Source organism: Winogradskyella psychrotolerans RS-3 (assembly GCF_000427335.1).
GTDB lineage: Bacteria > Bacteroidota > Bacteroidia > Flavobacteriales > Flavobacteriaceae > Winogradskyella > Winogradskyella psychrotolerans.
This window is the reverse complement of record NZ_ATMR01000003.1, coordinates 1-863: the sequence shown is the minus strand read 5'-3', so window position 1 is coordinate 863 and position 863 is coordinate 1. Positions and strand designations below refer to the sequence as shown.

Genomic DNA, 863 nt, shown 5'->3' with positions numbered 1-863 from the left:
CAGCTCAGTGTCTCCATCTGATAATGCTGCATTGAGATTATAGGTTTCTCCCAACCTTAATATAATCCCTGTAAAGACCTGAGATTCAAAACCCAGGTAATTAATTTCAATTGAATACGGTCCACCAACTCTCAAATTGGGTAGATTAAACCTACCATCAACGTTGGTTACAGCGCCATACACAGACCCTGATGGCTCGTGAGTAGCTTTTACAGTAGCACCTATCAGTGCTTCTCCCTCATTGTCCAGAACCGATCCTTGAACGGAACTGGTGGTTACCTGCCCATAACTGCTTCCAACGGCTAGAAACATTAGGAGCACAACAATCATTTTCATTTGTAATAGTTGCCTCATCTTAAAACATTTAATAGGTATAAATAAATAATAGAATCACAAATTAAGTTGGCTATATTGGGTGCAAATATATACTTAAATCAGCGCTATAATAACAGCTTAAACATTAAGTTTTTCAATTCAAACAACAAAATTAATTAACAAATCGCTAACATTAGAATTTACAAGAGATTTTTTTGTTTCAAGTAGTATTTTGGTGAGAAAAAATAAAAAATTGTTTTTTAAATAACGACTTAATGAATATTTCATAAAAGCCATTTCCCTTTTATTTGCTTCGGAAAGCCTATTGAAACAAGTCATAATGACCTAAACATTCAAATCTACTCCGCTTTAAAACTGGAATAACTTTATTATATTTTTTTTCATATAAACTCATTAACTTGAACTTTCAACCCGAAATAGACTAGCTGTTTCACTCTTAATAGAAATATTTCAAATCCATTTACTTTATTGCGGCTTCCGCCTACATCGTAGAAAGCCTATGGATTAATTTCCATTCCTTATGATTT

The 863-nt window shown here is 33.1% G+C and carries 1 protein-coding gene; it reads right to left on the bottom strand.

Annotation, left to right across the window (positions count from 1 at the left end; genetic code table 11):
- A partial coding sequence (locus ADIWIN_RS00330) for a carboxypeptidase-like regulatory domain-containing protein (RefSeq protein WP_040756063.1) occupies positions 1–354 on the bottom strand: 354 nt, incomplete at its 3' end.
- Between the last annotated feature and the right edge of the window lie 509 nt (positions 355–863).